This is a genomic window from Streptomyces sp. NPDC001027 (assembly GCF_040299045.1).
Lineage (GTDB): Bacteria > Actinomycetota > Actinomycetes > Streptomycetales > Streptomycetaceae > Streptomyces.
On sequence record NZ_JBEPBI010000021.1, the window covers coordinates 24,219 to 43,877 of the forward strand.

Annotated in this window: 21 protein-coding genes; 8 read left to right on the forward strand and 13 right to left on the reverse strand. The window is 72.8% G+C overall.

The features are described 5' to 3' along the window. Positions 1–643: 643 nt before the first annotated feature. Positions 644–1,618 carry a tetratricopeptide repeat protein gene (locus ABT300_RS09465; protein ID WP_351673697.1) on the reverse strand — a complete coding sequence of 325 codons (975 nt, stop codon included), beginning with the start codon at positions 1,616–1,618 and terminating at the stop codon, positions 644–646. A 237-nt stretch (positions 1,619–1,855) separates the two neighbouring features. Between ABT300_RS09465 and ABT300_RS09470 the strand changes: the two genes are divergently transcribed. Beyond that, positions 1,856–2,482, forward strand: a complete 627-nt coding sequence (locus ABT300_RS09470; protein WP_351673698.1) for a TetR/AcrR family transcriptional regulator — start codon at positions 1,856–1,858, stop codon at positions 2,480–2,482. A 116-nt stretch (positions 2,483–2,598) separates the two neighbouring features. Here the strand turns inward: ABT300_RS09470 and icmA are convergent, their stop codons facing one another. From icmA to ABT300_RS09490, 4 genes are all read right to left on the reverse strand, one after another. Beyond that, entirely contained in the window at positions 2,599–4,299 is a 1,701-nt protein-coding gene (gene icmA, locus ABT300_RS09475; RefSeq protein ID WP_351673699.1) for a coenzyme B12-dependent isobutyryl-CoA mutase large subunit, read from the reverse strand. Between the two features lie 192 nt (positions 4,300–4,491). Then, positions 4,492–4,830, reverse strand: a complete 339-nt coding sequence (locus ABT300_RS09480) for a DUF3817 domain-containing protein (RefSeq protein ID WP_057583971.1) — start codon at positions 4,828–4,830, stop codon at positions 4,492–4,494. A 101-nt stretch (positions 4,831–4,931) separates the two neighbouring features. Next, the gene (locus ABT300_RS09485; protein ID WP_351673700.1) at positions 4,932–5,441 is read right to left on the reverse strand and encodes a MarR family winged helix-turn-helix transcriptional regulator; all 510 of its coding nucleotides are present in this window, start codon (positions 5,439–5,441) and stop codon (positions 4,932–4,934) included. 11 nt (positions 5,442–5,452) lie between these two features. Continuing rightward, entirely contained in the window at positions 5,453–6,709 is a 1,257-nt protein-coding gene (locus tag ABT300_RS09490; protein WP_351673701.1) for an MFS transporter, read from the reverse strand. Positions 6,710–6,795: 86 nt separating this feature from the next. Here ABT300_RS09490 and ABT300_RS09495 point away from each other — a divergent pair, with 86 nt between their 5' ends. After that, on the forward strand, positions 6,796–7,791 hold the full coding sequence (locus tag ABT300_RS09495) for an ArsR/SmtB family transcription factor (RefSeq protein WP_351673702.1): 996 nt from the start codon (positions 6,796–6,798) through the stop codon (positions 7,789–7,791). Here ABT300_RS09495 and ABT300_RS09500 read toward each other — a convergent pair. From ABT300_RS09500 to ABT300_RS09510, 3 genes are all read right to left on the reverse strand, one after another. Beyond that, positions 7,785–8,762: a matrixin family metalloprotease gene (locus ABT300_RS09500; protein WP_351673703.1), complete on the reverse strand. Its 978-nt coding sequence runs from the start codon at positions 8,760–8,762 to the stop codon at positions 7,785–7,787. The two genes, ABT300_RS09495 and ABT300_RS09500, sit on opposite strands and share 7 nt — an antisense overlap. A gap of 135 nt (positions 8,763–8,897) precedes the next feature. After that, positions 8,898–9,191, reverse strand: coding sequence for an MTH1187 family thiamine-binding protein (locus tag ABT300_RS09505; protein WP_319281202.1), 294 nt, complete (start codon positions 9,189–9,191; stop codon positions 8,898–8,900). Next, on the reverse strand, positions 9,188–9,532 hold the full coding sequence (locus ABT300_RS09510) for a DUF3817 domain-containing protein (protein WP_319192558.1): 345 nt from the start codon (positions 9,530–9,532) through the stop codon (positions 9,188–9,190). Before ABT300_RS09510 ends, ABT300_RS09505 begins: the two co-directional genes overlap by 4 nt. Positions 9,533–9,699: 167 nt before the next feature. On the opposite strand from ABT300_RS09510, the gene ABT300_RS09515 reads away from it, so the two are divergent. From ABT300_RS09515 to ABT300_RS09530, 4 genes are all read left to right on the forward strand, one after another. Continuing rightward, complete coding sequence (locus tag ABT300_RS09515; RefSeq protein WP_057584720.1) at positions 9,700–10,332, forward strand: AIM24 family protein; 633 nt, start codon at positions 9,700–9,702, stop codon at positions 10,330–10,332. A 1-nt stretch (position 10,333) separates the two neighbouring features. Next, positions 10,334–10,984, forward strand: a complete 651-nt coding sequence (locus ABT300_RS09520; protein WP_351673704.1) for an AIM24 family protein — start codon at positions 10,334–10,336, stop codon at positions 10,982–10,984. A gap of 2 nt (positions 10,985–10,986) precedes the next feature. Beyond that, the gene (locus ABT300_RS09525; RefSeq protein WP_351673726.1) at positions 10,987–11,793 is read left to right on the forward strand and encodes an AIM24 family protein; all 807 of its coding nucleotides are present in this window, start codon (positions 10,987–10,989) and stop codon (positions 11,791–11,793) included. 92 nt (positions 11,794–11,885) lie between these two features. Beyond that, a complete protein-coding gene (locus ABT300_RS09530) occupies positions 11,886–12,362 on the forward strand; it encodes a MarR family winged helix-turn-helix transcriptional regulator (RefSeq protein WP_319281207.1) in 477 nt (158 codons plus the stop codon). Between the two features lie 6 nt (positions 12,363–12,368). On the opposite strand, the gene ABT300_RS09535 is transcribed toward ABT300_RS09530, so the two are convergent. After that, positions 12,369–13,751, reverse strand: coding sequence for a sensor histidine kinase (locus ABT300_RS09535; protein WP_351673705.1), 1,383 nt, complete (start codon positions 13,749–13,751; stop codon positions 12,369–12,371). Beyond that, positions 13,748–14,497, reverse strand: coding sequence for a response regulator transcription factor (locus ABT300_RS09540; RefSeq protein ID WP_351673706.1), 750 nt, complete (start codon positions 14,495–14,497; stop codon positions 13,748–13,750). The genes ABT300_RS09535 and ABT300_RS09540 overlap by 4 nt, the downstream gene beginning before the upstream one ends. 121 nt (positions 14,498–14,618) lie before the next feature. Here ABT300_RS09540 and ABT300_RS09545 point away from each other — a divergent pair, with 121 nt between their 5' ends. Continuing rightward, positions 14,619–15,227: a PepSY domain-containing protein gene (locus ABT300_RS09545; RefSeq protein WP_351673707.1), complete on the forward strand. Its 609-nt coding sequence runs from the start codon at positions 14,619–14,621 to the stop codon at positions 15,225–15,227. Between the two features lie 15 nt (positions 15,228–15,242). Here the strand turns inward: ABT300_RS09545 and ABT300_RS09550 are convergent, their stop codons facing one another. From ABT300_RS09550 to ABT300_RS09560, 3 genes are all read right to left on the reverse strand, one after another. After that, a complete protein-coding gene (locus ABT300_RS09550) occupies positions 15,243–16,556 on the reverse strand; it encodes an MFS transporter (RefSeq protein WP_351673708.1) in 1,314 nt (437 codons plus the stop codon). Between the two features lie 189 nt (positions 16,557–16,745). Next, a complete protein-coding gene (gene meaB / locus ABT300_RS09555; RefSeq protein WP_351673709.1) occupies positions 16,746–17,702 on the reverse strand; it encodes a methylmalonyl Co-A mutase-associated GTPase MeaB in 957 nt (318 codons plus the stop codon). A gap of 58 nt (positions 17,703–17,760) precedes the next feature. Further along, complete coding sequence (locus ABT300_RS09560; protein ID WP_351673710.1) at positions 17,761–18,972, reverse strand: acetyl-CoA C-acetyltransferase; 1,212 nt, start codon at positions 18,970–18,972, stop codon at positions 17,761–17,763. Positions 18,973–19,123: 151 nt separating this feature from the next. On the opposite strand from ABT300_RS09560, the gene mce reads away from it, so the two are divergent. Beyond that, positions 19,124–19,564: a methylmalonyl-CoA epimerase gene (gene mce, locus ABT300_RS09565; protein WP_057583989.1), complete on the forward strand. Its 441-nt coding sequence runs from the start codon at positions 19,124–19,126 to the stop codon at positions 19,562–19,564. The last annotated feature ends 95 nt before the right edge of the window (positions 19,565–19,659 follow it).

The following is a 19,659-nucleotide window of genomic DNA, read 5'->3' on the forward strand; positions in this document are numbered from 1 at the left end:
TCCTCCTTCTCGGACGTACATCTCCTGGCTCCGGCTCGCCTCCGATGAGGGCGAGTCAGCCGGCCAGGGATGGGAGAAGTGCTACGTCCTCGGGAAGGGGAGCGCCTGTTCCGGAGGCGCGAACCGCGCACCGAATCACCGGCGATCACCCCCGAGCGACAACCACTGGTCGCGCCTGACACGCATCACGCACAACCTTGCCGGACAGGCTTCGCCTCGGCGAAGACCCCCCTGTCCGAGGGCCGACGTCACTGTCGTCGGCCCTGCTCGGTGGGGACCCAGGAGAACCCGTCCGCCCAACCGGCTGTCGGGGTACGGGATTGGACCGAGCGTGGCCGATCGTGGTGCATTCTCGCCGCCCGCACAAGGGGGTTCGTTACTGGCTAGTAACGGCCGGATAACCGAACAACGACCCACAGGTCTCGACCGGCGACGCAGGGTGTCTTTCATGCCCAGGACAAAACTGTTGACCGATGGACAGAAACCGACAGACCGACGGCCTGGTCTTACTCCTAGTAACAGCGGCCGCGATTACCAAGATTTGGTAAAGCGCGGCCGCTGGGGAACCACTTCGACGAAATTTTCACTCCGACACCACCGGCCCCGACGTTTAGCGACTGGTCAGAACCGGGGCCGGACGGGGTCAGAACAACGCGCGCGCCAGCGCCCGCCGTGCCGCCGCCACCCGCGGGTCGTCGGGGCCGACCACGTCGAACAGTTCGAGCAGCCTCACCCGCGCGGCGTCCCGGTCGTCGCCGGCCGTGCGACGCACGGTGTCGATGAGCCTGCCGAAGGCGTCCTCGACATGACCGCCCACCAGGTCCAGGTCGGCCGCGGCGATCTGGGCCGCGACGTCGGTGGGACGCTCGGCCGCGTCAGCGCGCACCCGCTGCGGATCCATGTCGCCGACCCGCTGGAGCAACTCGGCCTGAGCGAGACCGAGTCGGGCCTCGGGGTTTGCGGGGTCGTCGGCCAGGACGTTCTTGTAGGCCTGCACCGCGCCGCCGAAGTCGCCCCCGTCCAGCGCCTGCACGGCGGCTTCGAGGAGCGCGTCGTACGGTCCGACGGGCTCGGCGGGGGCCGCCTGGGCCTCGCCCGGCCCGGCGTCGGGGTCGACGGTCAGGCCGGTCAGCCCGAACCGCTGCTCGGCGACCTGCACCAGCTGGTCGAGGGTCTGGCGGATCTGCGCCTCGCCGGCCGCGCCCTGGAAGAGCGGCAGCGCCTGCCCGGCGACGACGGCGAACACAGCCGGAATGCCCTGCACCCCGAACTGCTGCATCAGCATCTGGTTGGCGTCGACGTCGATCTTGGCGAGCAGGAAGCGGCCGTCGTACTCGAGGGCGAGACGCTCCAGGACCGGGCTCAGCTGTTTGCACGGCTGGCACCACTCGGCCCAGAAGTCGATGACGACGGGCACCTCGGCGGACCGCTGCAGGACCTCCTGCTCGAATCCCGCCTCGTCGACGTCGATCACGAGGTCGGCCGGGGAGACGGCTCCCGTGCCGCCCTGCCGTGCCGCTTCGGCGCGCGTCTGTTCCGCCTTGGCCTTGGCCTCCTGGGCCGCCTTCACCGCGGCGAGGTCGACGACTCCGCTCATGGACATGTTCCGTGGCTGCATGCGTCTATCCTCCCCCGTCCGCGCGTCTGCGTGAAAAGCGATCCGAATACTCCCGAACATCCCGGGCACGGGCGCTCGGGTCCCCACCCCGCGCCGTGCCGGGTCCGGCTCGCGTACGTCCGTCGCGAGCTTTCGCTACGAGTCGTAGCGTAATGGTGTCGAGTGCTCTCGCACCAAGCGCCTCCCAGTGATCTGCCTCACGGACGCAGCGGAAAAACCTGCGGTTATGGTCGGAGAATGCAGAGCCGCACGCCCGCCGTCCGTACGGGCCGCCCGCGCAGCGCCGCCGCGGACGCCGCGATCCTGGCCGCGACGCGTGCGGCGCTGGTCGAGCTGGGCTGGTCGAGACTGACCCTGGGCGACGTGGCGACCCGTGCCGGCGTCGCCAAGACGACGCTCTACCGCCGCTGGGCCGGCAAGAACGAACTGGTCGTCGACGCGGTCGCGGAGCTGTTCGACGCGCTCGAACTCCCCGACCGCGGCAGCCTCGCCGCGGACATCGAGGGCGTGGTCCTGCAGTTCGCGGCGATCCTCGCGCAACCGGAGGCCAAGAACGGCCTGATGGCGGTCGTCGCCGAGTCCACCCGCGACGACGCTCTGCGCGAGCGCATCCGCGCCTCCATCGTCGAGCCGCAGAAGGGCCTGGTCCTGGAGGGCCGCGCCCGGGCCCAGGCGCGCGGCGAACTCCCCACGGAGTCCGACCCGGCCGAGGCCGCGCGCACCGTCGACCTCATCTTCGACGTGGTGGCGGGAGCGGTGGTGCACCGCACGCTGGTCAGCGCGGAACCGGCGGACGAGGAATGGGTGCACGCCTTCACCCGGGTCCTGCTGCTGGGCCTGACGCCGCCCTCCGGGCAGACCTAGGCCCCGGGCCGGGGACCTGGCCGACGCCTTCGCGCCCGGGACACGGGAGCGGGGCGGGACCGGGCCGTCGAACGGTCCGGCGCCGCCCCGTCGTCTCGCGGGCGTCTCGCGGGGGCTCAGAAGCCGGGCGGCTCCGTGTACACGCCCCACTCGTCCCGCAGGACGTCGCAGATCTCGCCCAGCGTGGCCTCGGCCCGCACTGCGTCCAGCATGGGGCCGATCATGTTGGCCCCGTCGCGGGCGGCCGTCAGCATCGCCGCGAGGGCACTGCGCACGGCCTGCTCGTCCCGGGCGGTCCTGCGCGCCCCCAGGACCCGCACCTGCTCCCGCTCCACCTCGTGGCTGACCCGCAGGATCTCCAGGTCCCCGGTCACCGACCCGGTGTGCGCGTTGACGCCGACGACCCTCTTGTCGCCCTTCTCCAGGGCCTGCTGGTAGCGGAACGCGGACTCCGCGATCTCGCCGGTGAACCAGCCGTCCTCGATCCCGCGCAGGATGCCGGAGGTGATGGGGCCGATGGGGTGCCGGCCGTCGGGGTGCGCGCGCAGCCCGCGTTCCCTGATCTGCTCGAAGATCTTCTCCGCGTCGGCCTCGATCCGGTCCGTCAACTGCTCGACGAACCACGAACCGCCCAGCGGGTCGGCCACGTTGGCGACGCCGGTCTCCTCCATGAGCACCTGCTGGGTGCGCAGCGCGATCTCGGCGGCCTGCTCGCTCGGCAGCGCGAGGGTCTCGTCGAGGGCGTTGGTGTGCAGCGAGTTGGTGCCGCCGAGCACCGCCGCCAGGGCCTCGACGGCCGTGCGCACCACGTTGTTGTACGGCTGCTGGGCGGTCAGCGAGACGCCGGCGGTCTGGGTGTGGAAGCGCAGCCACTGGGCCTTCTCGCTCCTGGCCCCGTAGACGTCCCGCATCCAGCGCGCCCAGATCCTGCGCGCCGCGCGGAACTTGGCGATCTCCTCGAAGAAGTCGACGTGCGCGTCGAAGAAGAAGGACAGTCCGGGCGCGAACACGTCGACGTCGAGCCCACGGCTGAGTCCCAGCTCCACGTACCCGAAGCCGTCCGCCAGGGTGTAGGCGAGCTCCTGCGCCGCCGTCGCGCCGGCCTCGCGGATGTGGTAGCCGGAGACGGACAGCGGCTTGTAGGCGGGGATGCCGGCCGCGCAGTACTCCATGAGGTCGCCGATCAGGCGCAGGTGCGGCTCGGGCGGGAAGAGCCACTCCTTCTGGGCGATGTACTCCTTGAAGATGTCCGTCTGGAGCGTGCCGTTGAGGACCCCGGGGTCGACGCCCTGGCGTTCGGCGGCGACCAGGTACATGCAGAAGACGGGCACGGCGGGCCCGCTGATCGTCATCGACGTGGTGACCTCGCCCAGCGGGATGTCCTTGAACAGGACCTCCATGTCGGCGGCCGAGTCGATGGCGACGCCGCAGTGCCCGACCTCGCCCAGCGAGCGCCGGTCGTCGGAGTCGCGGCCCATGAGGGTCGGCATGTCGAAGGCGACGGAGAGGCCTCCGCCGCCGTTGGCCAGGATCATCTTGTAGCGCTCGTTGGTCTGCTCGGCGTTGCCGAACCCGGCGAACTGCCGGATGGTCCAGGTGCGCCCGCGGTAGCCGGTCGGATACAGGCCGCGCGTGAAGGGGTACTCCCCCGGCCAGCCGATGCGCTCGAAGCCGTCGTAGGCGTCACCGGCCCGCGGCCCGTACACCGGCTCCACCGGGTCTCCCGAGAGCGTGGTGAAGTCGGCCTCACGCTTGCGCGAAGCGTCGTACCGGGCCTGCCAGCGACGGCGGCCCTCCTCGATGACGTCAGCGTCCATGCTTCGAATTTACTAGGACGTCCAAGTAAATGTCGACAGCTGCAGGCAGGGACTCCGGTGATCGGTGCTTCCGGGCGGCCCGGCCTGCCGCACACGCCTCGCCGCGCCCGCGCGCGACCGGAGACCGGTGCGGCGGGAGACGGCAGACCGGTCCGGCGGCGGAGAGCCACGCCGCCGGATGCCGAATACCGGCTACGCCTTGATGACCGCCGCGTCCTCGAACGCGGCCGCCGGGGCCAGCTCGCGGCTGATCCTGCGCTCCACGAAGAAGGCGGCCGTCGGGACGGTCCCGGCCAGCAGCACCCACAGCAGCTTGCCGACCGGCCACTTCGCCTTGGAGCCCAGGTCGAAGGCGAAGACGAGGTAGAGAACGTAGAGCCAGCCGTGCGCGAATCCGACGACGCGGGTGAAGTCCGCGGCCCCGTCGACGTCCAGGATGTACTTGGCGATGACGCCCAGGCACAGCAGGACCAGCAGCACACCGGTGACATAGGCCAGGACGCGGTAGCGGGTCAGCACGCTCTTCTTCATGCCGACGAGCGTAACGACCCGTTCCGGGAGATCTTGCCCCGGGTCGGCGCTCCCGGCGCGTCCGCTCCGCTCCCGGTCGCGGGGCGTCCCCGGGCGGCGGCTCAGTCCTCGTCGAAGTCGTGCGCGGCGACCCGCAGCGGCCGCAGCATCGCGAAGATCTCCCCGCACTCCTCCGCGTCGTACACCCCGAGCCCGAAGTCCATGGCCATCAGGTCGCGGGTGGCCGCCTCCACGACCTCACGGCCCTTCCCGGTGATCACGGCGAGCGTGCCGCGGCCGTCGTTGGGGTTGGGGCGCTTGTCCACCAGACCGGACCTCACCAGGCGGTCCACGGTGTTCGTCACCGAGGTGGGGTGCACCTGCAGCCGCTCGCCGATCTTCGACATGGTCAGCTCGCCCTCCTTGGAGAAGGTGAGCAGCACCAGCGCCTCGTAGCGCGCGAACGTCAGGCCGTAGGGCTTGACCACGGCGTCCACCTCGGCGAGCAGGATCTGGTGCGCGCGCATGATCGAGGTGATCGCGGCCATGGACGGCACGCTCCCCCAGCGCTGCTTCCAGAGCTCGTCGGCGCGGGCGATGGGGTCGAAGGCGAGACTGAGCGGTTTCGGCACGCCTCCAGACCTTACCGGCCGGTCACATCGTGGTCAGCCCCGTCTCGCGTTTCGGTCTTGCGGACCTCCCGGGCGGTGAGGAGGCAAGCCAGGGCCCCCAGGAGACCCGCCCCCGTGACGGTCCACGCCACCCCCGCCACCTCGGCGGCGACCCCCGCCAGGGCCATGCCGACGCCCTGGAAGGTCATCAGCCCGGCGGTGAGCAGCGTCATGGCCCGGCCGCGCAGCTCCACCGGGACGTCCCGGACGATCCACTGGTCCAGGCCGAGGGTGTACGCCGACCCGGCCCCCGCGACGACCAGCAGAAGCAGCGAGACGGCGAGGCCGGGGCGGAAGGCGTAGCCGAGGTAGGGCAGCAGGCTGACGCAGGCGAGCGGGAGGGCGATCCGCTCGCGGGTCGCGGGCCGCAGCCGGGCCCCGGCGTACAGCTCGCCCGCGACCGTGCCGACCGGCAGCGCGCACATCAGCAGCCCGAGGCCCACGGAGCCGGCCCCGAGGTCGTCCGCGTACGGCGCGGACAGCGCCTCGGGAGCGACGGCGAACGTCGGCGGCGCCCAGAAGAGCAGCAGCAGCGCCCGGGTGCGCCGGTCGGCGAGGACCTGCCGGGCCCCTCTGAGGGAGTCGGCGACCAGCGCCCCGCCGGTCCGCGCCCGGGCCGGGCGGCGGCGGGTGCCCAGACGCAGCAGCGCGGCGGAGGCGAGGAAGGTGGCGACGGTGAGGAGGAGTGCCTGGCGCGGGGAGGCGACCGTGAGCAGCACGCCGCCGAGGCCGAAGCCGACCAGCAGGGCGCTCTGCGCGGTGATGCGCAGCAGGGAGCGGCCGAGGACGAACAGGTCGCCGTCGCCCAGGATGTCCGCGAGGGTCGCCATGCGGGTGCCCGCGAAGACCGGTGAGACCACAGCGAGGCAGCAGCGCAGGGCGAGCAGGACGGCGAGATGCGCGCCCGGAGCCGTCATGGGCAGCACGCACGCCGCGCACACCAGGTCGCAGCCGACGAGGACGCGCCGGGCCGGGAAGCGGTCGGCGACCCCGGCGAGCAGGGTGCCGCCGACGACGTAGGGCAGGAAGCCGAGGGCCCAGGCCAGGGCGCTCAGCAGGGGCGAGCCCGTCAGGTCGTAGACCAGGACGGAGAGGGCGATCTCGGCGACGATGACGCCGAGCATGGACAGCAGGTGGGCGGCGAAGACGGCCCGGAACTCGCGGACGGCGAACACCCGGAGGTATCCGGCGGGCGGGGCCTCTGCGGCGGCCGTCGTGACGTCTGACATGCAGGGCAGCGTGCTGGGCCGCGGGCGCACGTCCTAGAGTTTCGGCCTGGGCCGAATGTTCGCCGCACGGGTGGGAGGAGGGGCGCGTGTCCTCGCGTCTGCACTTCGGGGAGGAGGACTTCCTGCGCTGCCGCTTCGCCGTGTCCCCGCTGTGGGAGACGCAGGAGGCCGCGCGCACGCTCAAGCGGCCCGACCGGCACGGCTACCACACGCCCTGGCTGCGCCGGATCCGCACGGCGGCCGGGACGCTCGACCTGACCGGTCTGTGGCTGGTCATGCCGCGCCGGGGCCACTCCCCCGACTGGCTGTGCCCGCCGCCCCTGGGCCCCGCGGCCGGCTTCGAGGAGGAGATCGCCGCCGTGCGGGCCGCGGACCCGCGAGCCGCCCGCGAGGACACCGCCCGTTCGCTGGCGGACACCCCCGGCGCGCTGGACTCGCCGCAGGGGCGGGCCTGGCTGGCGGATCCGGAAGCGATGATCCGGGAACTCGCCGACGTGCTGGAGGAGGTCTGGCGCACCCTGCTCGCGCCGGACTGGCCCCGGCTGCGCGCACTGCTGGAGGCGGACGTCGCCTTCCACTCCCGCCGGCTGGCCGAGGTGGGCCTGGGCGGGCTGCTGCCGGAGATCAACCGCCGGTGCGGCTGGCGGGCCGGCACCCTGACCGTCGCCTCGAACGGCGAGCACGAGCGGCGTCTCGGCGGCCGGGGGCTCGTGCTGATGCCGAGCGTGTTCTCGTGGCCGGACGTGGTGAGCGGCTTCGACCCGCCCTGGCAGCCCACGCTGGTCTACCCGGCGCGGGGCATCGCGGGCCTGTGGAGCGACCCGGCCGACCGCGCCCAGCGCCTCCCCGACGCGCTGGTGCGGCTGCTCGGCCGGGGCCGGGCCGCCGTGCTCGGCGCGCTCGACGACCCGGCGAGCACCTCGGCCCTGGCGCACCGCCTCGGCCTCGCCCCGTCGTCGGTGTCCGCGCATCTGGGCGTGCTGCGCGAGGCGGGGCTGCTGGTGTCCCGCCGCTACGGCCACCAGGTGCTCTACGAGCGGACGCCGCTGGGCATCGCGCTGGTGTCGGGCGACGCTCAGTAGAGGCTGCGCAGACCGAGGACGTCGCCCTTGCCGAGGGTGCGGGCGCTCGTGGAGCAGGCGAACGAGCTCGCGAACATGGTGAGGTTCTCGTGTCCGGCGCCGGCGTGGCCGAGGCCGAAGACGTGCCCGGCCTCGTGCGTGGCGACGCTGCGGAGGTCGTACGCGCGCGTGCAGGCTCCGGAGGGGTCGACGGTGAACGCGTAGTCGTGGGCGTTGAAGCGGACGTCGGCCTCGATCAGTTCCTCCGGTCCCCCGCCGGGCGCCGGGCGGCTCCAGGAGCACGTGGTGGCGACGGCGTCGGCGCCGAGGTCGCCCATGTCCCAGACGCTCAGGCCGTCGGGGCTCATGCAGCGGGTCTCCCGGTCGATGTCGGCCTTGCTGGAGGTGGTCGACACATGGCGGGCCCTCGCGGCGACCCGGTCGTCGAGACCGCAGTCGTTGCGGCTGGCGGTGATGGCGCCGACGGCCTCCTCGAAGGCCCGCCGGGCGTCGGCCCGGGAGATCCCGGCCGGCAGGCGGCCGTCGCCGAGGTACCACTCGTACGTGCCGTACTCCTTGCGGCCCGCGGTGACGTAGGCGGCGTCGGCGCAGGGGGCGGGGGCGTCTGCGCGGCCGCCACGGCCGGCCGTGGCATGGGCGGCCTCGTAGGCGTAGGAGACGGTGCCGTCGGCGGCGACGGTGAGGGCGAACCCGTGCGCCGAGCCGTCCGCGGTGACGGCGTCGACGCTGACCGTGGTGCCGGGCGCGGGCACCGCCAGACCCGCGCCGTCGTGGGTGACCACGCGGCCGACCGCGGGGCAGTCGAGCACGGAGGAGCCGGCGGGCAGGTCGTCGACGGTGAGCTCGCCCCGGGCGAGCGGGCAGGCGAGCGTCCTGGGCGTCTGGCCCACGCAGAGCGCCGCCAGCGTCACCGCCAGGAGGAACGCCGTGATCGCCCTGCCGGGATGGTCCGGCCCGCGCCGCCCTGCCACCGCACACTCCCCCTTCGGCGCCGCGCCGACGCGCGGAACATGATCGACCCGGGAGACATTAGTCACGCGGCGCGGGCCGGACCCCCGCCGGTCCGCACCCGTTCGGGGGACTGACCGGACGGGCGTCCGGGGCGGTCACGGCGCGAGATGCCGCTCCACGGTCGCCACCTTCGAGGTGAGCCCGTCCGTCACGCCGGGGCGGATGTCGGCCTTGAGGACGAGGGAGACGCGCGGGGCGCGCGCCTCGACGGCGGCGACGGCCCGCCGGACGACGTCCATCACCTCGTCCCATTCGCCCTCGACGGAGGTGAACATGGCGTCGGTGCGGTTCGGCAGGCCGGATGCGCGAACCACCCGAACGGCGTCGGCCACGTACTCGCCGACGTCCTCGCCGACACCCAGGGGAGTGATGGAGAAGGCGACGATCATGCGTTCACGACGCCTTCCTTGCGGGCGCGGGAGGCGATGACCGCGTCCACCGACTCGCGGCGCAGCCGGCGCTCGGCGAAGAAGCCGCCGGTCGGCAGGACCGCGAGGACGAAGTAGAGGGCCGCGGTCTTCAGGGACCACTTCGTGCGGTTCCAGGCGTCGGCCCAGAAGAGCAGGTACAGCAGGAAGAGCACGGCGTGGACCCAGCCCATCACGGGCACGGCGTCGAAGTCGGTGGTCCGCTTCAGCACCGAGCAGACCAGCAGCAGGAGGAACGACACGGCCTCCGGGGCGGAGACCAGGCGCAGGCGGCGGAGGGCGGAGGCGGTCTTCAGGTCCACGGGTCACCTTCGGGTGGGGGTACGGCGGGGGCAGGGAGATTGTGAATGCACGCACAAGCGTTCGTCCATTGTGACAAACGCTCCCCCTAAGGGTGCGTTCAGGGTCTTGCTCCACCTCCGGGTGCTGTTCGGCGCACCCGTCCGGCCGATACCTTCGCCCCGTGGCGATGTTTCGACTCCAAGGCAGCAAGGTGCTGGCCGTCGACATGACCGGCGACGCCGTGAAGGCGAAGAACGGCTCGATGGTCGCGTACGACGGGCAGATGGCCTTCAAGAAGCTCAGCGGCGGCGGCGAGGGCATCCGGGGCATGGTGACCCGGCGGCTCACCGGCGAGCAGATGACCGTGATGGAGGTGAGGGGGCAGGGCACCTGCTGGTTCGCCGACCGCGCCTCCGAGATCAACCTCGTGCAGCTCCGGGGCGACAAGCTGTTCGTCGAGTCGAGCAATCTGCTCGCGACCGACGCCGGCCTGCGCACCGGCACCAGCTTCACCGGGGTGCGCGGCGCGACCCAGGGCAACGGGCTGTTCACGACGACCGTCGAGGGCACCGGCCAGGCGGCGATCACGTCGGACGGGCCGGCCGTGGTGCTGCGCGTCAGCCCGCAGTACCCGCTCACCGTCGACCCCGGCGCCTATGTCGCGCACCAGGGAAACGTCCGGCAGTCCTTCCAGTCGGGGGTGACGTTCCGCACGTTCCTGGGCGAAGGCGGCGGCGAGGCCTTCCAGATCCGCTTCGAGGGGGACGGCCTGGTGTACGTCCAGCCGAGCGAGCGCAACACGATCGCGGGGGACGTGTGAGATGACCTTCCGTGAGATCAACTCCAAGATGATCGAGGCGACCGTCGTCCCCGGCGCCCGGCTCTTCAGTCAGCGCGGGGCCATGCTGGCCTACCGCGGCGAGGTGTCCTTCACCCCCAACGTCCAGGGCGGGCAGGGCGGGGTGATGTCCATGATCGGCCGGCGGCTCGCGAACGAGGACACGCCGCTGATGACCGTCGAGGGCAACGGCACGGTCCTCTTCGGGCACGGCGGGCACCATGTCCAGGTGATCAGGCTCAGCGGCGACACGCTGTGCGTCGAGGCGGACCGCCTGCTCGCCTTCGAGGGCACCCTCCAGCAGGGCACCATGTTCCTGGGCTCGCAGGGCGGCGTCATGGGCATGGTCCGCGGCCAGATCAGCGGACAGGGCCTGTTCACCACCACTCTCAAGGGCCACGGGGCCGTCGCCGTGATGGCCCACGGCGGGGTGTTCGAGGTCCCGATCACCCCGCAGCGCCCGGTGCACGTCGACCCGCAGGCCTACGTCGCCCACCACGGCGACGTCCGCAACAAGCTGTCGACGGCGCTCGGCTGGCGGGACATGGTGGGCCGCGGCTCCGGCGAGGGCTTCCAGCTCGAGCTGAGCGGCAGCGGTGCGGTGTTCGTCCAGGCGTCGGAGGAGAAGCTGTGAGCATGTACGGGGCTCCGGGCGGCGGCCCGACGGTGCACGACCCCATGACCCTGCCGGTCGACGACAACGTGAACAGCTACACCTTCTGCGTGGAGCTCAAGGGGAGCCAGTGGTTCCTCCAGAAGGGGAAGATGATCGCCTACTACGGGTCGATCGACTTCAACGGCGTCGGACACGGTCGGCTGGACCGTCTGGTGCGCACTTCCTTCCATTCGCCTCTGCACGCGAGCGACTGGGTCGTGGCGGAGGGCTCGGGCAAGATGCTGCTCGCCGACCGGGCCTTCGACGTGAATTCCTATGACCTCGAAGACGGCAACCTGACCATTCGCTCCGGCAATCTGCTCGCTTTTCAGCCAAGTCTGTCGCTCAAGCAGTCGATCGTGCCGGGATTCCTCACGCTGATCGGAACCGGAAAGTTCGTGGCCGCGTCCAACGGCCCGGTGGTGTTCATGGAGCCGCCGCTCCGGGTGGACCCTCAGGCACTCGTCGGCTGGGCCGACTGCCCCTCCCCGTGCCATCACTACGACCACGGGTACATGACCGGCGTGATGGGCGGTCTACGTGCTCTGACGGGCCTCGGCGGCGCCTCCGGGGAGGAGCACCAGTTCGAGTTCGTCGGCGCCGGGACGGTGCTGCTGCAGTCGACCGAGACCCTGATGGCCGAGCAGGCGACGGGAGCGGTTCCGCCCGAGCCGGGAGTGCCCGGTTCGGGCGGCGTCCCAGGTGGGCACGGGGGCCACGGCGCGCCGTCCGGCGCACCGCGCCTTCCCGGACAGCTGGGGGACCTCCAGCGTCGCTTCGGGCTGTGAGCGGTAGTCTGCGGAGTGTGACATCGAACGCGTGCGCACCGTCACACCGCCCGTACTAGTTCGCCTTTCAACATTTTAGGTAGACTTCATTTATGGAGACCGAAACGGCCACGCGCTGGCTGACCCAAGCGGAGCAGTGCGCCTGGCGCACCCATCTGGAGGTCAACAGGCTGTTGACGTACCAGCTCGAGAAGGATCTTCAGCCGTTCGGACTGACCATGAACGACTACGAGATCCTGGTGAACCTCTCCGAGTCGGAGGGCGTGCGGATGCGAATGAGCGATCTCGCGGCCGCCACCCTCCAGTCCAAGAGCCGCCTCTCGCACCAGATCACCCGTATGGAGAACGCCGATCTGGTGCGCCGGGAGAACTGCGAGTCCGACCGCCGCGGCCTGTACGCGGTCCTGACCGAGCACGGCATGGAGACCATGCAGAAGGTCGCGCCGCACCACGTGGACTCCGTGCGGCGGCACTTCATCGATCTCCTGTCCCCCGAGGCCCTGGCGGAACTCTCCAAGGCCCTGAAGCCCGTCGCGGAGAACCTCCGCGGCCGGCGGGGAAGGCTGTAGCGCCCCCTACGCGGTGACGGCGGGCAGGCGGAGTTCGAAGAGGGCTCCGCCTGCCGGCGTCTCACCGGCCGTGAGCGTGCCGCCGTGCCGCGCCGCCACGTCCCGGGCGATCGCGAGACCGAGGCCCGCGCCGCCGTCGTCCCGGCTGCGCGCGTCGTCCAGCCGGACGAACCGCTCGAAGATCCGCTCCCGGTCGGCCTCGGGCACCCCTTCCCCGTCGTCGGCCACCTCGACGACGACCCGGTCCCCCGACCGCCGCACGCACACCGCGACCTCTGTCCGGGCGTGCCGCTGCGCGTTGTCGAGCAGATTGGCCAGCACCCTGCCCAACTGCCCCCGCGATCCGGCCACCGTGGCGGCCGCGCCCGCCGCCGCCGCGGCCACCGTCACCGCCGGACGCCCGGCGGCCCCCTCCCGTGCCAGCGCCGCCAGGTCGACCCGCCCCCGCACGGGCTCCTCCCCCGCGTCCAGCCGGGCGAGCAGCAGCAGGTCGGCGGCCAGCCGCTGCAGCCGTACGGTGTCCTCGACCGCGCCCGCCACGTCCAGCAGGCCGGGGTGCGCCGCGCCCACCTCCAGCTGGGTGCGCAGCGAGGCGATCGGGCTGCGCAGCTCGTGGGAGGCGTCGGCGACGAACCGGCGCTGCCGCTCCACCGAGCTCTGCAGCGCGGCGAGCGTCTCGTTGGTCGTCCGGGCGAGCCGGGCGACCTCGTCGTGGGTGTCCGGCTCGGGCACCCGGCGGCCCAGGTCGGCGGAGGCGGTGATCGCCGCCATCTCCCGCCGGATCCCCTCGACCGGCCGCAGCGCCCGCCGGGTGACCAGCCAGGTCACGCCCGCCACGACGGCCAGCAGCAACGGGAAGCCGATCAGCATGACCGTCAGCGCGGTGCGCACGGCGTCGCGTTCGACGGACAGCGGGGCGCCGGCGTACACGGTCAGCGGGCCCCGGCCCGGGTCCTGGACGCGCAGGGCGGCGAACCGGTAGTCGGCCGTGTCGCCGTCGACGGTGGCGGAGCCCTCGCCGAAGCGGGGCTCCTCCTCGATCTCCCCGGGAGCGAGGACGTCGTCGGCGTCGTCGGCGGGGTCCGCGGCGGGCGTCCCGCTGATCGCCTCCAGATCCTCGGACGCGGCGACCTGCCGGCCGGCGGCGTCGGCGATCCGCACCGGCCGGTCGTCGTCGTCCAGGGAGGAGAGCCTGTCGTACGGCGTCCCGACGGACAGCTGGGCGGCTGCCTCGCGCGCGGTGCGCTCCGCCTGCGCGTCGGCCTGGTCGAGCAGTTGCGAGCGCAGCGACAGCAGCACGGCGGCGCCGGCCGCGAGAAGGGCGACGGCGACCACGAGGACGGCGCCGAGCGTCGCGCGCGCCCGCACCGAGCCCCACCTGCGGCTCATCGCGCGGCCTCCGGTCGCTCCGCCGGCTCCGGCCGCTCCAGCCGGTACCCGGCGCCGCGCACGGTCCGGATGAGCCCGGCGCCCAGTTTGCGGCGCAGCGCGCTGACGTAGACCTCGACGATGTTGGGGTCGCCGTCGTAGGCGAAGTCCCAGACGTGCTCGAGGACGTCGGCCTTGGACACCACCTCGCCGGCCCGGGTCGCGAGGTGCTCCAGGACGGCGAACTCCTTGGCGGTGAGGACGATCTCCTCGCCCGCGACGAAGACCCGACGGGCGGCGGTGTCCACGGTCAGCCCGCCCAGCCGCAGCACGGGCGGGGCGCCGCCGTCCCGGCCCCGCCGGCGCAGCAGCGCCTTCACCCGCGCGACGAGGACGACGTACGAGAAGGGCTTGGTCAGGTAGTCGTCCGCGCCCGTGTCCAGGCCCTCCGCCTCGTCGTACTCGCCGTCCTTGGCGGTGAGCATGAGGATCGGCACGTCGTGACCGGCGGCGCGCAGGGCGGAGCAGACCCGGTAGCCGTTCATGCCGGGCAGCATGATGTCGAGGAGCAGCAGGTCGTACGGCGATTCACCCGCCCGGCGCAGCCCCTCGAGACCGTCGTGTACGACGTCCACGGCGTAGCCCTCGGCGGTGAGGCCGCCGGCCAGCGACAGGGCCAGCCGGCGTTCGTCCTCGACGATCAGGATCCGGAACGGGCGGCGCGCGGCGGCCGGGGCGCAGAGATGGCGGATGACGGGCGGACGCATGGGCTCAGGGTGTCAAACCGAAGCTGAAGCGCCCTTCAGGTGACTTCAGCGGGGCTTCAGCTCCGATCGGGCAGCGTGGTCCTCGTCGTCAGCGAAAGCCCCTGAACACGGAGGAAGCCCCATGAAGCGCACGCTCGTCACCGCCGTCGTCGCCGCGTCCGTCCTGATCGGCGGAGGCGCCGCGGTCGCCTTCACCGACGGCGACACGTCCACCGGCGCGGCGCAGGCGCCGGCCCCCGAGGCGCGGACGGCGGCGCGGGCCGGCCACGCGGACACGGCGACTACCGCCTCGGGGACCGCGGCGAAGACCGGCGCGGCGGAGGCGATCGCAGCGGCGCTGGCCCACACGCCGGGCGTCGCGCTCTCCGCCGACCGCGAGGACGACGGCCCCGACGCCGGGACCTGGCAGGTGGACGTCGTGAAGGCGGACGGCGCCGAGTACGCCGTCACCGTCTCCCCGGACACCGGCGAGGTCCTCGGCGCCCGCCGCGACACCGACGACGACGGTGACCGTGACGGCGACGACGACCGCGAGGACCTCGCCGCCCTGAAGGCCACGACCGTGGACGCCCGTGCGGCCGTCCGCGCCGTCGCCGCGAAGGGCACGGTGACCGACGTCGACCTGGACGACGACCAGGGCGCCGGCGTCTGGAGCGTGGACACCGCCGGGCACGGCGAATGGCTGGTGGACGCGCGCACCGGCAAGGTCACGCGGGACCTCGACGACTGACCGCCGCCCGACGGCTCAGGCGAGGGGCACGAGAGGGCTCGTGTCCCTCGCGGGCGTGCCCTTCCTCCCCGTGCCTGTCTCCCCGGCGTCCCTCTCGGCGTCTGTCCCGGGCGTTCCCTCGCCCGGCGTGCGCCGCCCCGACGCGCCCGCGACGAGCGCCGCCGTCGCGAGCACCGCCGCCCCGGTCAGCGCGAAGCACGCCGCCACCGGAAGCCGCCCGGCCAGCGCCCCGGCGACCGCCGTGCCCGCCGTGCAGCCCGCGTTGACGGCCGTGTTGATCCACGCCCCCGCCCGCACCCGGGCCTCGGGAGCCGCGACCTCGTCGGCGACGAGGTAGGCCGTGGTGAGCGCCGGCGACACGAAGAACCCGGCGATCGCGACCGCCGCGGCCAGGGCGCCGAGCCCCGGCGCGAGGGCCGCGCCGCACAGCGCCAGTCCGAGGCCGGCCGTGAGCCACGGCAGCCGGCCCGGGGCCGGCGTCCGCCAGGAGACGGCGCCGTTGAGCAGCCCGCCGACCGCGCTGCCGGCCGACAGCGCCGCCAGCACCCAGGCCACGGCCGCCCCGCCGGAGCCGTGTCCGTGCCGTTCCGAGAACGCCACGACCAGCAGGTCGACGACGCCCAGCGCCAGCCCGACGCCGGCGACGGCGGCCACGGGCCGCCCGAGGCCGCGCAGCCCGACGCCGCCCCGCCGCACGGCGACGGCCCCGGCCGGCGCCGCCGCCAGCGCGGGGGACGACAGAAACCCGGCCGTGCCCACGGCCATCAGGGCCGCACCGGCCACGATCCCGGCGGCCGGCGGCGCGAAGCCGACCAGAACGCCGACCAGCAGCGGTCCGGTCACGAACAGCAGCTCCTCGGCGACGCCGTCGAGGCTGTAGGCGCGCTGGAGCAGGGCCCGGTCGGGGGCGAGCCGGGTCCACACGGCCCGCATGGTCGGCCCCAGCGGCGGCACACAGGCTCCGGCGGCCGCGGCGAGGGCGCCGAGCACCGGCGCCGGAGCGGCGTCCGGCCGGGAGACCGCCGCGGCCAGCAGACCGAGCAGCGCAGTGTGCCCGGCCGTCATCGGCGCGAGCGTCCGGCGCGGCCCGTGGCGGTCGACGAGGGCCGCCCGCGCGGGCGACAGGAAGACGGCGGTGGCCCCGAACAGCGCCATCACGGCGCCGGCCACCGCGTACGAGCCCGAGGACCCGGTCACGGCGAGCATCACGGACAGCGGGACGACCGCGTAGGACAACCGGCCGGTCAGAGCGGCGGCGAAGGTGCGGCGGGCATGCGGGACCCGCAGGACGGCGGCGTACGAGGGCCGCACGGAGGGTGAAGCGGACATGAGGGAGTCCTCGACTCGAGGCAGCGCGGAAAAGGGGACGCCGGATCGCCGTGACCGGTCCGGCCTGCTGCCGCTCACCGATCACGGACCTGGGCGGTCCCTATGCCAAGAGGAGAAACACGAGAACGAACGTATCAGCGGTCGCGCACGCCCCGCACGCCGTTTTCCCCGGCGTGCCCTCGGCCCGGCTCAGCCCTTCGTCAGGCCCTCCACGAGTTCGTCGGCGGCCCGGTAGGGGTCGAGCTCGCCGGTGACGATGCGGTCCGCCAGGCTGCTCAGCCGACGGTCGCCGTGGAGGTCGCCGATGCGTTCGCGCAGGGCCGTGACGGCGATCGTCTCGACCTCGCGGGCGGCGCGGGCGCGGCGGCGCTCGGCGAGGACGCCGTGCTCCTCCATCCACGCCCGGTGCTTCTCCAGCGCCTCGACGACCTCGTCGACGCCTTCGGCGCGCGCGGCCACGGTCTTCACGATCGGCGGCCGCCAGTCCCCGGGGCCGCGGGCCTCCCCGAGGCCGAGCATGTGGTTCAGTTCGCGGGCGGTGGCGTCGGCGCCGTCCCGGTCGGCCTTGTTGACGACGTAGACGTCGCCGATCTCCAGGATGCCGGCCTTGGCCGCCTGGATGCCGTCGCCCATCCCGGGGGCCAGCAGGACCACGCTGGTGTCCGCCTGGGAGGCGATCTCGACCTCCGACTGGCCGACGCCGACGGTCTCGACCAGGATCACGTCGCAGCCGGCCGCGTCGAGCACCCGGATCGCCTGCGGCGCCGACCAGGCGAGGCCGCCGAGGTGGCCGCGGGTGGCCATGGAGCGGATGTAGACGCCGGGGTCGGAGGCGTGGTCGGACATCCGGACCCGGTCGCCGAGCAGCGCGCCCCCGGAGAACGGGGACGACGGGTCGACGGCCAGCACCCCGACCCGCCTGCCCTGCCTGCGGTAGGCGGTGACCAGCGCGGACGTCGAGGTGGACTTGCCCACGCCCGGCGATCCCGTCAGTCCCACCACGTACGCGTTGCCGGTGAGCGGCGCCAGGGCCGCCATGACCTCCCTGAGCTGCGGGGACGCCCCCTCCACGAGGGAGATCAGCCGGGCCACGGCCCGGGGGCGGCCTTCCCTGGCCTGGGCGACCAGCGAGGAGACGTCCTGCATCACAGCTCCGTTCAGATCCGTTCGGTTGCGTTCAGCGAGTGACGTCGCACGACGCGTCTCAGGCCTTGGGCACCCGCACGATCAGCGCGTCGCCCTGCCCGCCGCCGCCGCACAGCGCCGCCGCGCCGACGCCGCCGCCGCGCCGCTTGAGCTCCAGCGCCAGGTGCAGCACCAGCCGGGCGCCGGACATGCCGATCGGGTGGCCGAGGGCGATGGCGCCGCCGTTGACGTTCACCTTTTCCGTGGACACGCCGAGGTCCTTCATTGACTGGACCGCGACGGCCGCGAAGGCCTCGTTGATCTCGACGAGGTCGAGGTCGGAGACCTGCAGGCCCTCCTTCTGCAGGGCGTGCGCGATGGCGTTGGAGGGCTGGGACTGCAGCGAGTTGTCCGGCCCGGCCACGTTGCCGTGGGCGCCGATCTCCGCGATCCACTCCAGGCCGAGCTCCTGCGCCTTGGCCTTGCTCATCACGACCACGGCCGCCGCGCCGTCGGAGATCTGCGACGACGAGCCCGCGGTGATCGTGCCGTCCTTGGCGAAGGCCGGACGGAGCTTGCCGAGGGACTCCGCGGTCGTGTCGGCGCGGATGCCCTCGTCCTTGCTGAAGACGACCGGCTCGCCCTTGCGCTGCGGGATCTCGACCGGGGTGATCTCCGCCTCGAAGACGCCGTTCTTCTGGGCGGCGGCCGCACGCTGGTGCGACAGCGCGGCGATCTCGTCCTGCTCCGGGCGGGCGATGCCGAGGCGCGTGTTGTGCTTCTCGGTGGACTCGCCCATCGCGATGTTCTCGAAGGCGTCGGTGAGACCGTCGTGCGCCATCGCGTCGAGCATCTCGATCGCCCCGTACTTGAAGCCCTCGCGGGACTTCGGCAGCAGGTGCGGGGCGTTGGTCATGGACTCCTGGCCGCCGGCCACGACGACGTCGAACTCGCCGGCGCGGATCAGCTGGTCCGCGAGCGCGATCGCGTCCAGGCCCGAGAGACACACCTTGTTGATCGTGAGCGCCGGCACGTTCATCGGGATGCCGGCCTTGACCGCGGCCTGACGGGCCGGGATCTGCCCCGCCCCGGCCTGCAGCACCTGGCCCATGATCACGTACTGCACCTGGTCGCCGCCGATGCCCGCGCGGTCGAGGGCGGCCTTGATCGCGAAGCCGCCGAGGTCGGCTCCGGAGAAGGACTTGAGGGAGCCCAGCAGCCGTCCCATGGGCGTACGCGCGCCCGCGACGATCACCGAGGTCGTGCCGTTGGAGCCAGTCGAGTCAGTCATGAGCTGCGATTCCCCTTACCGGCCCGCACAGGCCGAGGAGTGAACGAGGGTTTACTTCGAATGTACTGAGTGGCACTCCGTGCCGTCATCGGGCCGTCAGTGTGATCGCGCGCACGTTGCGTAACCACCTCGGTCGCGCTGCACTAGCACCATGCTGACGCGAATCGACCACATCGGGATCGCCTGCCACGACCTCGACGCGACCGTCGAGTTCTACCGTTCCACATACGGCTTCGAGGTGTTCCACTCCGAGGTCAACGAGGAGCAGGGCGTGCGCGAGGCCATGCTCAAGATCAACGACACCTCCGACGGCGGCGCCTCCTACCTGCAGCTTCTGGAGCCGACCCGCCCCGACTCGACCGTCGCCAAGTGGCTCGACAAGAACGGCGAGGGCGTCCACCACATCGCTTTCGGTACGTCGGACGTCGACGGCGAGGCCGCGGACATCCGATCCAAGGGCGTACGCGTTCTGTACGAAGAGCCCCGACGCGGCTCCATGGGGTCACGAATCACCTTCCTGCACCCCAAGGATTGCCACGGAGTGCTGACAGAACTGGTCACATCGGCCCCTGTTGAGTCACCTGAGCACTGACCCCCGTACATATGGGCCGGTAGGGTTGGGCTCGGTCGCCGCTCACACCGGGGCGACCCGGTCCTGCCGTGAGCGGCGGGACGCAGCCGGGGTCC

Excerpts from the sequence above, each read along its gene's own strand:
- ABT300_RS09515 (WP_057584720.1), top strand. The coding sequence starts at position 9,700 with ATGTTTCGACTCCAAGGCAGCAAGGTGCTGGCCGTCGACATGACCGGC.
- mce (WP_057583989.1), top strand. The coding sequence starts at position 19,124 with ATGCTGACGCGAATCGACCACATCGGGATCGCCTGCCACGACCTCGAC.
- ABT300_RS09520 (WP_351673704.1), top strand. The coding sequence starts at position 10,334 with ATGACCTTCCGTGAGATCAACTCCAAGATGATCGAGGCGACCGTCGTC.
- ABT300_RS09525 (WP_351673726.1), top strand. The coding sequence starts at position 10,987 with ATGTACGGGGCTCCGGGCGGCGGCCCGACGGTGCACGACCCCATGACC.
- icmA (WP_351673699.1), bottom strand. The coding sequence starts at position 4,299 with ATGGACGCTGACGTCATCGAGGAGGGCCGCCGTCGCTGGCAGGCCCGG.
- ABT300_RS09480 (WP_057583971.1), bottom strand. The coding sequence starts at position 4,830 with ATGAAGAAGAGCGTGCTGACCCGCTACCGCGTCCTGGCCTATGTCACC.
- ABT300_RS09535 (WP_351673705.1), bottom strand. The coding sequence starts at position 13,751 with ATGAGCCGCAGGTGGGGCTCGGTGCGGGCGCGCGCGACGCTCGGCGCC.
- meaB (WP_351673709.1), bottom strand. The coding sequence starts at position 17,702 with ATGCAGGACGTCTCCTCGCTGGTCGCCCAGGCCAGGGAAGGCCGCCCC.
- ABT300_RS09540 (WP_351673706.1), bottom strand. The coding sequence starts at position 14,497 with ATGCGTCCGCCCGTCATCCGCCATCTCTGCGCCCCGGCCGCCGCGCGC.
- ABT300_RS09470 (WP_351673698.1), top strand. The coding sequence starts at position 1,856 with ATGCAGAGCCGCACGCCCGCCGTCCGTACGGGCCGCCCGCGCAGCGCC.
- ABT300_RS09465 (WP_351673697.1), bottom strand. The coding sequence starts at position 1,618 with ATGCAGCCACGGAACATGTCCATGAGCGGAGTCGTCGACCTCGCCGCG.
- ABT300_RS09505 (WP_319281202.1), bottom strand. The coding sequence starts at position 9,191 with ATGATCGTCGCCTTCTCCATCACTCCCCTGGGTGTCGGCGAGGACGTC.
- ABT300_RS09550 (WP_351673708.1), bottom strand. The coding sequence starts at position 16,556 with ATGTCCGCTTCACCCTCCGTGCGGCCCTCGTACGCCGCCGTCCTGCGG.
- ABT300_RS09560 (WP_351673710.1), bottom strand. The coding sequence starts at position 18,972 with ATGACTGACTCGACTGGCTCCAACGGCACGACCTCGGTGATCGTCGCG.
- ABT300_RS09545 (WP_351673707.1), top strand. The coding sequence starts at position 14,619 with ATGAAGCGCACGCTCGTCACCGCCGTCGTCGCCGCGTCCGTCCTGATC.
- ABT300_RS09490 (WP_351673701.1), bottom strand. The coding sequence starts at position 6,709 with ATGTCAGACGTCACGACGGCCGCCGCAGAGGCCCCGCCCGCCGGATAC.
- ABT300_RS09530 (WP_319281207.1), top strand. The coding sequence starts at position 11,886 with ATGGAGACCGAAACGGCCACGCGCTGGCTGACCCAAGCGGAGCAGTGC.